The organism is Dyadobacter sp. OTU695, from assembly GCF_038440355.1.
Classification (GTDB): domain Bacteria; phylum Bacteroidota; class Bacteroidia; order Cytophagales; family Spirosomataceae; genus Dyadobacter.
This window is the reverse complement of record NZ_JASATN010000001.1, coordinates 1,055,518-1,068,837: the sequence shown is the minus strand read 5'-3', so window position 1 is coordinate 1,068,837 and position 13,320 is coordinate 1,055,518. Positions and strand designations below refer to the sequence as shown.

The window sequence follows — 13,320 nt, the reverse complement described above, 5'->3', positions numbered from 1 at the left end:
TGTCAATCAACGGAAAGCACTGGCATGGATTTTGTCCGGGATGCACGCAACAATTTAAATAGATATGAACACATCATCAAACTTCAACAATATACAAAAGGCCGGTACCGCCACCAAGCGTATGGAACGCGATGGCGCCAACGACAGCCTCTGGCAGGCCGGCGTAACGGCCGAAAGTCCGCAACGGGCAACCACATCTGCTTCCGAAATATTTGATACACTTGTCGTTGGAGCGGGCATTACCGGCCTCACTACGGCCTTACTGCTTCAAAAAGAGGGCCGCAAATGCATCGTCGCCGATGCCCATTCGCCGGGATATGGCACGACAGGCGGTACCACGGCTCATATTAACACTTTTGCAGACACGACGTTTGCAGAAGTAGAAAGCGATTTCGGGCAGGAAGAAGCCCGCCAGTTCGCCCAGGCCATTGCCGAATCGGTAGCGCTCATTCATAATCTGGTGGAAACCCACCGGATCGACTGCGATTTTGAGTGGAAACAAGCCTATGTATATGCCGAAACGGACAAGGAAACCAAGCAACTCGACGATCTCTATCAAAGCGCCTTGCGTGCAGGGGTGACGGCCGGGCCCGCGCCCGATGCGCCTGCGCCCCTGCCGTTCCGGAAAGCCGTCGTTTTCGACAAGCAGGCACAGTTCCATCCATTAAAATACATTCTGGGCCTTCAAAAAGCATTCGAAGACCTTGGCGGCGTGGTAGTTGTAAACACGCTCATAGACCGCATTGATTCGAACGACGAATACCATACGGCATATTCAGGCGACCGGGAGATCAGGGCGAGATCGGTCGTGTATGCGACGCACATTCCGCCAGGGGGTGTCAATGTGCTGCATTTCCGCAATGCGCCTTATCGCAGCTACGTCATCGCGGCAACGTTAAAAGAAGACGCTTACCCCGATGTCCTGATTTATGACATGCAGGACCCCTACCACTACTTCCGCACGCACATGATCGACGGCCAGAAATACCTCGTAGCAGGCGGGCACGACCACAAAACCGGCCACGGCGATCCGGTACAGGCATTCGCCGACCTGATTGATTATACCAAAAAATGTTACCCGGTGGACGAGATCGCTACGCAATGGTCGGCGCAATATTACGTTCCGGCCGATGGCCTTCCTTACATCGGGCAGCTACCGGGGGCCTCGGGCGGCATTTACACCGCAACCGGCTTCAACGGCAACGGAATGATCCTCGGGACCGTTTCGGCGATTGTACTCAGCGAACTGATTTTGAAGGGGGCCAGTCCGTATGAAAAACTATTCGATCCCGGAAGGGTCAAACCGGTGGCGGGCTTCACTGAATTTGTCAAGGAAAATGCGGACGTCGTTGGTCGCTTCGTAGGAGACCGTTTGGGCATCGAGGAAATCGATTCACTGGCCGAGATCACCGCCGGTAGCGGCAAGATCGTCGAATATGACGGTCAGAAGGTAGGTATTTACAGAAATGAAAGCGGCGAAGTTACCGTAATTGATCCCGTATGTACCCATGCGGGATGCATTGTACAATGGAACGACTCCGAAAAGAGCTGGGATTGTCCATGCCATGGTGCACGGTTCAATTGCCAGGGAGAAGTTCTGACCGGCCCCGCCCGGAATCCGCTCGATCGCGTGGAAGTTGCGCAAGTCGTAAACAAATAGAACAGCAAGAGGTAGTATCAAAAATACTTCATTGTCACCCTGAGCGAAGTCGAAGGGCAAATGCGCGATGCAAATACCCTTCGACTTCGCTCAGGGTGACAACTTAACACTACTTGATACAACCTCATCCAGGAAAATCCCTATCCGGTACGTCTGCTATTGCGGCGTCGATTCCAGCACTGCCTGTGCACCCATTACCACCATCAGACTGCCGGATGATTTCGAAGGGTTTACAAAAATCATATATACATCGTGCGGCTTGCCATCGCCAGCCGGAAGTTTCACAGGGATGTCCAGGGTCGATGGCTTGAAGTCCATCTTGTCTGTCGGTTCAAGGAAAGCCGATTCGCCTATTATCTTGCCGGTAGGGCTATCCAGCCGCAGCTCCACCTTGCCGCCCAACGCATTCAGCTGCGGTTTGGGGGCCATGGCCATGATGCGGAAGGCCGATACGCCATTCAGGTCGACCTGCTTCAAGCCCATGTACGCGCCGGATTTGGCAGGGATGGCGAGGTTATTGCCGCCGTACGCCATTTTATTTACATCCTCATACACGTCGAAGCCATGCACGTCGAGTACCGAATTCCGAAGCACGAACGTCTGCTCCGAACGAAGGGCGGGCAAGCCTTTTGCACCTTTGTCCTGATACGCTGCACGCACCACGAAAACGCCCTTGCCTTTGTCGCCATTCGGTAATGCGGCGGTATAGCTTCCTTTTACAGGCAACGAGGCTTTCGCTCCCACGTCGCCGGAAAGGTTCAGAATGTATTTCACCATTTCCGAAGCGTCGGTCGCAGAAAGCTGCGGGTGCGCGGCCATGGCCGTTTCACCCCAAACGCCGCCCCCGCCGTTGATCACCTTCTTTGTGAGCATTTCCACCGCTGAGTTGTTGCCTTTATACTTCCGCGCGACTTCCGTGTAAGCGGGGCCTATCGATTTCTTGCTGATACTGTGGCAGGCCTTGCAATCGCTCGCTTCAATCAGTTTCTTACCTGTTGCAAACCTTGCAGCTCCGCCGGCTGCCTCATCGGCGGAGCGGTGTCCCTGGGCAATCGCCACTTTGTCGAAGCCTTCGGGCAGGTAATCGATGTTCACGGCCACAGCATCGGCATCGATGCCGCTTCCTAGCGTTCCGTCCTCCTTATCTTTCACTTTCACGTCATACAGAAACGGCTTACCTGGCACGAAAAACGACTTGTTGGCCCCCGGCATATCCAGGCTCAGTACCGGCGCTTCATTACCGACGGTAACTTCCAGCGACTGCGTCGAAATACCGCCTTTCCCGTCATTTACCGTCAATGTAGCCTTGTAAAGCCCGGTTTTGGCGAGTGTCAGCTGTGCATCCTGGGTATTCATGGTTTTAATATACCCGTTTTTGGAGGTGATTTTCCATGAATAGGTTAATGCGTCACCGTCGGCATCGTCGGTACCGGCGGCGGTCAGTTTCAACGCCAGCGGCGCGGAGCCGCCTTGTTTGCTGGCAGCCATTTCGATCTTCGGCTTACGGTTACCGCCGTTGTATTCAATACGGATCAGGCGGGCGTCGTCGTTGGCGGAGAACCAGCCCGAACCATATTCGAGCATATACAGGTCTCCGTTTTGTGCAAATTCCATATCCATTGGATTGGAAAATTTGTAGCTGGGCATGAAGCGTTCCATCGAGGTATAACTCCCCTCCTTATCCATCGTAACGGCCATAATCCAGCCCCGCATCCATTCATACACCAGCAGCTTGCCATTGTAGTAGGCAGGAAAAGCACCGGATGCGTTCTTGAAATCGTCCGAATAAAATACAGGCCCGGCCATCGCGTTGCGCCCGCCCGCACCTACGAGCGGAAACTCCGGAGAGGCGTCATAGGGATACCAGATAAATGCTTTCTGTGCTGGCGGTAGTACTTTCAGGCCCGTATTGCTGGGCGAATTGTTGGTCGGTGCGGCTGCATCCCACTTCTCCCCAGACTGGTTCGCCGTGAAATCATACTTGTTGTAAGCCTTGTTATCGCCTACAAAATGCGGCCAGCCGAAATTGCCTGGTTTCCGGGCCTGCCCCACCTCGTCGTGGCCAGCCGGGCCGCGGTTGGCATCGGGTTTGGCGGCATCAGGCCCCACTTCCCCCCAGTATATGTAGCCCGTGCGTTGGTCTACCGAAATCCGGAAGGGGTTACGATGGCCCATGGTGTAAATTTCAGGGCGAGTGTTGGGCGTTCCTTTCGGGAAAAGATTACCCTCCGGAATGGTGTAGGGCGCGCCCCCAGCCGCACCATCCGGCTGCGGCTTGATGCGTATGATCTTGCCCCGCAAGTCGTTGGTATTGGCCGATGATTTCTGTGCGTCCCACGCCTCGCGCCCCGGGCGCTCGTCGCTCGGACTGTATCCGTTCGAGCCATGCGGGTTGGTATTGTCGCCGGTGGAAAGGTACAAATTGCCGTCCTTGTCCCAGGCAATGGAGCCCGCGGTGTGGCAGCATTCTTCGCGCTGCGTAGGCACATCCAGCAGTATTTTGCGCGAAGCCAGGTCCAGCTCGTCGCCTTTCAGCTCAAAGCGGGCCAGTACGTTCTTGGATTCGTTCGGGTCGGAATAATAGAGGTAAATCCAATGGTTCTGCGCAAAATTCGGGTCCTTGTTCAGCCCCAGCAAACCGTCTTCGCCCATCGACTCCTTACCTTCCTTGCTCACATATTTCGTACTCACCGGCAGTTTGGCAATGGTTTTCAGTTCTTTGGTTTTGGTATGATAAAGAAGTACCTCTCCTTTCCGCTGGATAAACAGAATGCGTCCATCGCCCAGCACGCTCAGTTCCATAGGCTCGTCGAGCTTTTCGGCCAGGATCACTTTTGAAAAACGGTTTTCTTCCGGACGCGCTTTGGCAAAATCTAACGGCTTGGGTGCGTCCCCGCCGGTGGCATAGCGAATGCCCGCCCAAAGATGGTTCAGAAAAAGCGGCTCTTCGAAGGTTTCGTCGGTATGCCCCATGGCAGTGTAGAACGACCGGCCTCCGTCGAACTCCTGGTACCAGCTCATCGGGTGAAAATCCGGGTTTTTACCGCCTTTGTAGCTTTTCTCGTCGATTTTCAGAACTACATTGATTTTGGGAGAAATATTCTTGAAACTGTAAAATTCGTCGGTTCGCTCAAACTCGTCGGGCATTCCTTGTGTCGCCCAGTGGTTTTTCTGGGTTACGATAAACTTCCCCTTCTGCACATTGTCGGGCATCGGATGGTCCAGAAACCAGGCTCCGGCCAATGCACCGTACCACGGCCATTCATATTCCGTATCGCTGGCCGCATGGATGCCCACATAGCCCCCTCCGGCCTGGATGTAGCGTTCGAATGCGCTTTGCTGATCGGCGTCGAGAATATCCCCGGTTGTATTCAGAAAAATTACGGCGTTGTATTTTTTAAGATTGCTTTCCTTAAACTGGGCAGCGTCTTCCGTAAAGCTGACGCCAAAACCCTTCTCGGTCGCCATTTTGCTGAGCGCCTTTTTCCCGGCACCGATCGACTGATGCCTGAACGCCGCCGTCTTGCTGAAAACCAGCACCTGCATTTTAGGCGCCTGTGCCATAACTTGACCTACGAGGAGCCATGCACAGCAAAGCAGCACTCCCTGTAATTTTCTCTTCATCTGGTTAATCGTTTGAATTAGTGACATTCAAATGTACGGTAAAAAGCATTATTGTCTATCTTTGAGACAATAAATTTTATACTATTAATTACCTAAACAATACAATAACTGGTCACATTAACGTAAATACGCGTATTGATCCGGAACAGGTCGGTAAAATGTTTCCGCCTTCCGCTTTGGGCGGGAGGGCCGTATCTGCGATATTGTTGGGTTAAAATTGGGAGACTACTACATGAAGGACATACAATCACCGAGCGGACAGGGTTACATTCAGCAGCTTTCCATCGACTGCGTCATTTTTGGCTATCAGGATTCGCAGCTAAGCGTGTTGGTACCTAAGCTGAACTTTCGCGGCGATTTCTGGGCCTTGCCGAGTGGTTTTATTTATCAGAACGAGGGGATCGACGAGGCGGCACGCCGCATTCTGGAAGACCGCACGGGCATTAAGGACATATATCTCGAACAATTCAGGGTTTTTGGCAACTCGCCGCGCTCGAACATCCGGTTCCTCGAACGCCTGATCGAACTGAATGGCGATACATTGGGCGACGAGCGGTTCGACCGGAAGGAGTTCGATTGGATTACCAGGCGGTTTGTCTCCATCGGATATTACGCACTGGTGGATATCAACAAAGTAGTGCCACGGAAAACCGACCTCGACGAATCCATCGACTGGTACCCGGTGCGGGATTTGCCGCCGATGATCATGGACCATGCCGAAATGGTGAGCTGCGCGCTGGAAACTTTGCAGCTCAACCTCGACCAGAAGCTCATTGCATTTAACCTGCTGCCCGAAACTTTCACAATGCGCGAATTGCAGGAGCTTTACGAATCAATCTTTGATCGGGCATTCGCACGAAACAATTTTCAGAAAAAGATCCTCGACCTGGATGTGCTGGAAAGGCTGGAAAAGAAGTTTACCGGGGCGGCCAACAAGGCGCCGTTTCTGTACCGGTTCAGGAGAACAATTAGCTAGGGGCGGTTTTCAGGTTTCCAGAGGGAGGGAAGAATTTGCCTTTGTGGCTCCAAAGCCACAAAGGCGTCGGCGAAGAGCCACTACAAATCATGCGCCGTTGGTGAATATTTGTACCGGCAATAATAACCGACCACCCCTGATAATGAAATCCGAGAGCACCCTTAAAGTATTAGTATTTGATCTGCACCCCATTTCCCGCAAAGGGATCCGGCTATTGCTGGATACCATGGATATGCGGATAAAAGTGACCGAAGCAGGCCGCACACGTCAGTTTTACAAATATGCGACCACCCAACGCTTCGACCTCGTGATCCTGAGCGTCAATGAAACGGAAAGCTTCGACAGTCAGGCGATTTCCGCCATACTTCCCAAAACCGCCGTGCTATACACCGAAGAAGGTGCGGAAAACGCCATGGACCTGATGGCGCTCGGCGCAGGAGCATGCATATCGAAAAAATGCACCGACACGGCACTCAGAGAAGGCATTTCGGCCGTACTTCAACGGCGCCGTCACGTATGCGCCACCACCCAGGCGCATGTGAATGCCGAATACTGGCGGTTCAGAGCTATCCGAAATGGCGCCGAAAGCTATCGCCCGCGTGTCCGCGAACTTACCACCCGTGAACGGGAGGTGGCATCGCTACTGAAAACGGGCCTGAAAACGGGTGAGATCGCCGACCGCCTTCAGATACAGACCAGTACCGTAAGCACCCTTAAAGCACGCGCGTTCCGCAAGCTTTCCGTGACCAATCTCGTACAGGCGATCCAGACACTCGACTAACGTATACCAAAAGCCGGATGCCGGCAAACCTCTTCGTAATTACGCATCATTATATGCTTCACGTAATTTTATACGACTCGCATCCTATTACCCTGACGGGTCTTAGGGAGTTTTTCAAAAATCTCGGAAACGAGTTTACTTTCTTTGAAACGCATACGATTAGTGGCCTTTCTAAGCATCTTTTGCACCATAAAATTGACCTGGTAGTCGCTGGTGTGAATGAAAAAACAGGCATCGATAGCAGGATAATCCAGCGGCATAATACCATTCCGTGGGTCATTATGTACAATGATAACCTTTACAAAAAGGCACTCTCGCTGGTACTTTCCGGGGCCAGCGCGTGCATTTCCAAGGGAAGTACCGACCAGGAAACGGAGACTTGCCTCCGGGAAGTACTGGAATCGCGGCGGTACATTTGCGAAGGCACGCTGAATAAGTTTAGCTACGAATACCTGTTCGACCCGGGCAACCAGGCGCAGATACGCAACTTCCTCAAATACAATCTGCAAAGAAAACCGAACAAGCTTTCTCCCCGTGAACAACAGGTGGCGAACCTGCTGATAAGTGGTATGAAAACTTCGGAAATAGCGGCGGCATTGAATGTCAGACACAGCACGGTCAGCACCATCAAGCGGACTGTGATGTTGAAGAAAAATGTCATCAACATTATCGAACTGGCCTCGGTATTATCACATTAATGCCCTTCCGCCGTTTTGTAATTCAGTGTAAAAAGCGTTAATTTCAGTCATTACGATGAAACTGTAATCCTGAAAGGCCCGTTTAAATATGCCACTTTCCATACTCATAGCCGACGATCACCAGCTTGTCCGAAAGGGGCTGCAGATGGTCGTCAAAGAAGTCCTGGGGTTCAGCGTGATCGTAGAATTTGCCGAAAACGGGCGTGAAGTGATCGGGAAAATTACCGGGCAGGAATTCGACCTGCTGATCACGGACCTGAATATGCCCGAAACCAACGAACTTGCCCTGATCCCGGATATTTTGCGCATCCGGCCGAATCTTAAAATACTGATCGTGACGATGAAGCCCGACAAAGTTTTCGCTGCCCGCTTCTTACGCGAAGGCGCATTCGGGTACGTTAACAAAACCGAACCGGACGAAGTACTGGCCGAGGCGATCCATGCGGTAAGCCAGGGCCGGAAGTATATTTCCAGGTCTCAGAACGAGATTTTTTCCAACGCATTGGTCGGTAATGTGGCCAACACGCCCTTCGATAAGCTCTCGAAACGCGAGTTCGAAGTGGCGTTGCTGCTGCTCAAAGGCTATGGCGCACTCGAAGTTGCCAACACGCTTTCTATCAGCGCCTCCACCGCCAGCAGCTTTCGTTGCCGTATTTTCGACAAGCTGGAAATCAAGAACCTGCTAGAACTGAACCATCTTGCGCAGATGTATCAAATTGATGCAGATTTTGAAGGAGAATCGTAAAGGTACTCCCCCGCCCCGGCTCGCTGGCGATCGAAATGCTTCCCTGGATGTAATCGAGCATGGTGTGGATCAGCAGACTCCCCGTACCGCGGTTACCGGCCTGCCTGTCGCGGCTCATGAACAGGGCGATCTGCTCGTCGTTCAGTCCGAGGCCCGTGTCGCTGATCGTTATCAGGAGCCGGCCGTTCTCCTCCCGGCATGAGAGCCGGATTTCCCCGTCATAGGTGTTTTTGTTGGCATTATCGATCAGGTTCCGGATCACGACCGAGAGTATCTGATAATCCGAAACACATTCCAGGTCGGTATGGACGATAGTAAGCCGGTTACGATTGACCTTAAAAAGCTCTTTATACAGCGAGGCGATCTCCTCAAATAAAGCATTTACGGGGAACAGGTTATTATTAATCCTGAACCCCTGCTGCTGCGTGCTGATCCACATAAAAAACTGTTCGGTAAAACCCAGCAGGTTTTGCGTGCCCATATGCAGGTCGCCCAGGTACGCGTCCAGGTCCGAAGGCGTAAGGTGTGTATGGTTTTTCAAAAGTTTGCCGCTGATGAGGGAGATAAACCGGAGCGGCGACCGCATGTCGTGGAGCACCATCGTAATCACATGGTCCTTGAACCGGTTACTTTCCAGCAAAGCCATTTCCGAGGTGGCAAGCTCGTCCACTGCATTTTTTAGCTCACGCGTCCGGTCTGAGATGATATTTTCGAGCTCCTGGGCCTCTTTTTGCAGCTTGGTGAGCCGTCGTTTAAATAGCAGATAACCAATCCCGATCGATAAGCAAATGCAAAACAGGTAAAACCACCAGGTAGTATAGAACCAGGGCTCCACATCGATGGGCAGCACAAAACGGGTCGCGCTATCGGTAATATCCGCACTGTTCCGCCGCACGAGAAGTTTGTAATCGCCGGGCGGAAGACTGGTGATATTAATCTGCCCGTTTTTCTCGACTTTGTGCCAATCGGGATCCAGCCCGGCAACCTGGTATTCGAGATCGAGGTTTTCGGGATTGCCGAAATAAGGCGACGATACCTGGACAGCCAGCCGTTTGAAATCGGGTGAGAGCGTAATGCCCTTTGCATTGAGTGCAACCCGATGGCCCTTCACCGTAAGGCTGTCGGCAAAAATACCACGGTCGGGGTAATAGGGTTTGAGTTTATGAGGATAGAACCAAACCAGTCCTTTGATTGACGGAAGCGATAAAAGACTGTCTTTCAACCACACATACGAAGGATCGCACCCGCCGTTGAACTCATTGGTAGGAAGGCCGTCGGAACGGTCGAAGCGGAAAAAATTGACCTTGTCCTGACGCCGTTCGGCATATGCCTGCAATTCGCTTTTCCGTACTTTAAAAAGGCCATTGTTACTTGGCAACCAGAAATAGCCGTGGCCATCCTCAATGAAAGAATGAACGGTCGTAAGAGCTTGTCGCGGGCCTGCGGGCATGCGATGAAGCTTTTTGTTCTGCATGAAATAGAATCCCTTTCCATAAGTCGAAATCCATATCTTGCCGGCCGATTCCGCGTGTACGGTTCGTATCGACATGGATTCCAGCACTGATCTATCGATTCGGTTACGCTCGTAATCATACCATTTCAGGCCTTTTTCAGTGCAAACCAGGAAATGGCCGGGACGGATCTGCTTCGCAAACAGGATATTTGCTTTTTGCGGAAACTCCTTGAACCCAACACTCTTGTCATGCTCGATTTTGCCAAATCCCCTGGCCGAAGCAAAAAAGTAACGTCCGTCTCCGGCCTGACTCATATGGACGATCCCTTGTTCCGATGCCACGATTTGGCTCCGGCCACCCGCAATGTCCAGCTTACGGAGCTTGTAATTCTGCTCATAATATAGCTGCCCGTTACCCGGTGCGAAAAACCAGGAAGCAATACCCGAGTCAATCGGCAATTGCCGTGGCGGCTGACTCATCGAAATCAGCAGGTTTTTCACGATCAGACGGTCGTCGCCAGCCCTGACCTGCGCGTAAAGGCTTCCACCCAGAACAGGAGATGGAAACGGCGGACCGGTGAACTGCTTTTTTTGTACCACAAACAGTCCGTCTGTGATCGAACCGAGGTAATATGCCTGCTGTTCCGGTACGAAGCGGACACAACTTAAAAAAGGTACATGAATACCCGCCAGCTCGATTTCAGAATGCAGACGTCCGTTGCGAAGGGCGACTTTGTAAAGGGTATCGCCAGCGTATGCGTAAAAGCCGCCGGAACAGGGAAAGGTGAGAAAATCGCCGGAAAGAAAAAGAGCATTGGAGGCCAGTGACCCGTCAATCGATGTGTAGGCAGGCAATGGCTTGCCATTCTTCCAGGCCTCGACCCGGTTTCCGGGTAGTATAGACGCCAGAAATTGCCCGCCGAACAGGGCATGTACCGGCTTACGGCCCGTGTAATCCCTGATTTCCACCGGCGCGCTCAGCCCGGGCGACAAATAGAGCAGGCTGTGCTCGTTTCTGAGATAAACTTCATTGTTTGAAATACTCGAAGAAAAGAGGAATGGCTTCTGTCCCAGGTGTCCGTAGAAATAGGCCAGCTTACGGAGCATTCCCTTATCGTCGACCGCCATGCCATCCCGACCCACATGCAGCGACCACGCCGGCAACAAAACCGGCCCGGGTGCGGCGTGGCTTCCCGAAACCGCTACTTTGATGATCTGCCCTCCGTACTGCCTCGCGTATAGCGTACCGCGCGCATCACTCGCCAGCCCCTCCACACGAGCGGATTTCAAGCCCGGCACCTCTGAGGTCCCGTAAGTTACAAACCGCTGGCCGTCATATCGTACCATCCCCATTTCCGTGGCAAGCCAGCAATAGCCCCATTCATCGAATGCGACGTCTTTTACACTGTTTTGGGGCAAGCCATTGTCGGTATTGTACTGTGAAACAATAAAACGCTCCGGCTGCGCAGCCGTTGGGAAGCCGTACAGGATAAGAAAAATCAGCGCAGTCAGGAGGATTCTCATTGTTCAATTATTGCGCGCCAGATGCTGTTTATCTATGAATTTACTAAAATATGTGTATTTCCCACAATTACTACTTTTCGCCCCCGAAGTACTACATATCTCCTGGAAATTCCTCTAATAAACAATCCAATTGATTTACGGAAGCGCATGACATAATAATATGTTTTATAGAAATTTTTCTACAAAAACCGCCCTTTTCGGGTACAACAAATTCATCCACGAGTCCTGACCTTTCGGTTAAGAAATATTTCGACAGCGCCGTTCTGAGAACGTTCATCATGCGGTGCATGCCTTAAAATTTTAACCTCTAAATAATTTTAACTTATGAAAATCAGACTTTTACAAATCCAGAATCTACGTGTCGCGGCAGCGATATTCGGACTAAGCCTCTGTGCTTCGCCCCTGTTTGCCCAGGTGAAGATCGGTGATAACCCGACTGCCATTAACCCCAATTCCATGCTCGAAGTCGAAAGTACCAGCAAGGGATTATTATTGCCCCGTCTTCCACTTACGCAAACTACAAATCCCTCCCCGCTCAACGCACATGTGGCCGGTATGACCGTCTACAACACAGCTACTGCCAACGACGTTACACCCGGTTTTTATTATAATGACGGAACGAAATGGGTGGCTACTTCCAGCGAATCGAACTACACGTATACTTTCGGCGGAGGCCAGCCGGCCGGAAGTTGTACGGACGGCGAACTGTATACGGACACGCTGGAAACCAGTCCGACCTTCGGGCAGCAGTTCATCTGTAAAGGCGGCAGCTGGGCTAGCTATGTATCGCCCAATCGCACCGCCTGGTATCTCAAAGGAACAACCAACGATGCCGGCGGTACCAAAGGCGCGTGGATTTACCGGAACGGGCATGTGGAAGCACGCACGACCGACAACCTGAAAAGCACGAGAATAACACCGGATGGCGGGATCAAACTCTTCCGCGACCCATCGGCGAATGCAGGAGTTACCAATGGCTATATCGATTTTACCAACACGACCAGCGATACCTACCCTATGCGTATCGCCATGCGCAGCGATGCCTCCCTGGGAGATCTCGCTTTTACCATTCAGGACCACAGTGGCGTACGCATGGCGGTTACCCAAGCCGGTTTGGTCGGAATCGGAACGGGTGTTACCGCTCCTAACTCCCGTCTGCAGGTAGCGGGCGTCACCCGTGTTATGCCCGCAGGAGCATTTACCGGTGCGATGATCCTGGGTACTTCCAGCGAGGACGGCGTCGAACTCAATCCAGCCGGTACACTCGCCGTACAGCGCTCATCGGTAGGCGCAAACCTGTATCTGACAAAGACGATCGGGGGAGGCGAAGCGTTGAACTGGCAGATATTCAACCGTTCGGGCAATACCATCGGCTCCATCAGCAGCCCGGCCAACAATGTGAACTCCGTGCAATACAATACTACTTCCGACATTCGCCTAAAAGAGAACATCGGTAAGACAAAATATGGCCTGGCCGACCTGATGAAAGTCCGGGTAGCGGATTACAACTACAAAATCGATGAAAAGAAAAACCGGCTTACCGGCTTCCTCGCTCAGGACCTTTACAAAATATTCCCCAATGCGGTGACCATCGGCGGTAAGGACCCCAAAACAGAACCGTGGCTCGTGGATTATGGAAAAGTCACCCCACTGATCGTGAAGGCGGTTCAGGAGCAACAGGCGTTGATCGAGCAGTTGCAGGCGCAACTGGCTGAACTGAAAGCAAAAAATGCATCGCTGACGGCCGAACTTTCCCAAAAAAACCTCTCGCAGGAAGAAGTGTCGTCGCTGCGCAGACTGCTGAAAAGTGCTTCTAATAACAATGCTTCCGGCACAGCCATTGGCAAATAACCCGACCC

Annotated in this window: 8 protein-coding genes; 6 read left to right on the top strand and 2 right to left on the bottom strand. The window is 52.2% G+C overall.

The genetic code is table 11. The features are described 5' to 3' along the window. Positions 1-64: 64 nt before the first annotated feature. Positions 65-1,660, top strand: coding sequence for an FAD-dependent oxidoreductase (locus tag AAHB90_RS04385; RefSeq protein ID WP_342083690.1), 1,596 nt, complete (start codon positions 65-67; stop codon positions 1,658-1,660). A gap of 156 nt (positions 1,661-1,816) precedes the next feature. Here AAHB90_RS04385 and AAHB90_RS04380 read toward each other — a convergent pair whose 3' ends face one another. Continuing rightward, entirely contained in the window at positions 1,817-5,284 is a 3,468-nt protein-coding gene (locus AAHB90_RS04380; protein ID WP_342083689.1) for a ThuA domain-containing protein, read from the bottom strand. Positions 5,285-5,525: 241 nt separating this feature from the next. Between AAHB90_RS04380 and AAHB90_RS04375 the strand changes: the two genes are divergently transcribed. The 4 genes from AAHB90_RS04375 to AAHB90_RS04360 all read left to right on the top strand — a co-directional run bounded on the left by AAHB90_RS04375 (position 5,526) and on the right by AAHB90_RS04360 (position 8,484). Then, a complete protein-coding gene (locus AAHB90_RS04375) occupies positions 5,526-6,260 on the top strand; it encodes an NUDIX hydrolase (RefSeq protein ID WP_446717879.1) in 735 nt (244 codons plus the stop codon). Between the two features lie 142 nt (positions 6,261-6,402). Continuing rightward, entirely contained in the window at positions 6,403-7,041 is a 639-nt protein-coding gene (locus AAHB90_RS04370; protein ID WP_342083687.1) for a helix-turn-helix transcriptional regulator, read from the top strand. A gap of 53 nt (positions 7,042-7,094) precedes the next feature. Next, positions 7,095-7,739, top strand: a complete 645-nt coding sequence (locus AAHB90_RS04365) for a helix-turn-helix transcriptional regulator (protein ID WP_342083686.1) — start codon at positions 7,095-7,097, stop codon at positions 7,737-7,739. Between the two features lie 88 nt (positions 7,740-7,827). Beyond that, entirely contained in the window at positions 7,828-8,484 is a 657-nt protein-coding gene (locus tag AAHB90_RS04360) for a response regulator transcription factor (RefSeq protein ID WP_342083685.1), read from the top strand. On the opposite strand, the gene AAHB90_RS04355 is transcribed toward AAHB90_RS04360, so the two are convergent. Beyond that, on the bottom strand, positions 8,411-11,461 hold the full coding sequence (locus AAHB90_RS04355) for a sensor histidine kinase (RefSeq protein WP_342083684.1): 3,051 nt from the start codon (positions 11,459-11,461) through the stop codon (positions 8,411-8,413). The genes AAHB90_RS04360 and AAHB90_RS04355 overlap by 74 nt on opposite strands. A gap of 324 nt (positions 11,462-11,785) precedes the next feature. On the opposite strand from AAHB90_RS04355, the gene AAHB90_RS04350 reads away from it, so the two are divergent. Then, positions 11,786-13,312: a tail fiber domain-containing protein gene (locus AAHB90_RS04350; RefSeq protein WP_342083683.1), complete on the top strand. Its 1,527-nt coding sequence runs from the start codon at positions 11,786-11,788 to the stop codon at positions 13,310-13,312. Positions 13,313-13,320: the final 8 nt, after the last annotated feature.

Excerpts from the sequence above, each read along its gene's own strand:
- AAHB90_RS04385 (WP_342083690.1), top strand. The coding sequence starts at position 65 with ATGAACACATCATCAAACTTCAACAATATACAAAAGGCCGGTACCGCC.
- AAHB90_RS04380 (WP_342083689.1), bottom strand. The coding sequence starts at position 5,284 with ATGAAGAGAAAATTACAGGGAGTGCTGCTTTGCTGTGCATGGCTCCTC.
- AAHB90_RS04370 (WP_342083687.1), top strand. The coding sequence starts at position 6,403 with ATGAAATCCGAGAGCACCCTTAAAGTATTAGTATTTGATCTGCACCCC.
- AAHB90_RS04365 (WP_342083686.1), top strand. The coding sequence starts at position 7,095 with ATGCTTCACGTAATTTTATACGACTCGCATCCTATTACCCTGACGGGT.
- AAHB90_RS04360 (WP_342083685.1), top strand. The coding sequence starts at position 7,828 with ATGCCACTTTCCATACTCATAGCCGACGATCACCAGCTTGTCCGAAAG.
- AAHB90_RS04355 (WP_342083684.1), bottom strand. The coding sequence starts at position 11,461 with ATGAGAATCCTCCTGACTGCGCTGATTTTTCTTATCCTGTACGGCTTC.
- AAHB90_RS04350 (WP_342083683.1), top strand. The coding sequence starts at position 11,786 with ATGAAAATCAGACTTTTACAAATCCAGAATCTACGTGTCGCGGCAGCG.